Genomic DNA, 388 nt, shown 5'->3' with positions numbered 1-388 from the left:
GCGGCGTCGCCGACGAGGCCAGGGGCTACGAGGCCACCGCCAAGGCATCGGCCACCACCGCCACCGAGCACGTCGCCAAGGCCCAGGCCGCCGCCGACGCCGCCCAGGCCGACGCCACCAGGGCCGCCGCGGCCGCGAAGACCGCCAACGCCGCCAAGGCCTCCGCCAACCGCGACGCCGCCAAGGCCGTCTACTCCGCCAACCAGGCCGAGAGTTCGGCCCGGCAGGCCCGCTGGTCCGCTTCCGAAGCAAGCTCGTTCGCGTCCGCCGCCCGGGCCTCCGCCGAGGCGGCCGGCCAGGACGCCCAGGCCGCCCAGACCGCCGCCGACGAGGCCCACGCCAGCTACGAGGTGAAGCGGGACGCCGAGGAGAAGGCCCGGCTCGCCAG

1 pseudogene is annotated in these 388 nt (G+C 77.6%); it reads left to right on the top strand.

Annotation, left to right across the window (positions count from 1 at the left end):
- Positions 1 to 388 (top strand): annotated as a pseudogene (locus tag AE652_RS23230) (hypothetical protein); the annotation flags it as partial.

Origin of the sequence: Kitasatospora sp. MY 5-36, from assembly GCF_001182915.1 — a bacterium.
Classification (GTDB): domain Bacteria; phylum Actinomycetota; class Actinomycetes; order Streptomycetales; family Streptomycetaceae; genus Kitasatospora.
This window is presented reverse-complemented; position numbering and strand designations above follow the sequence as displayed.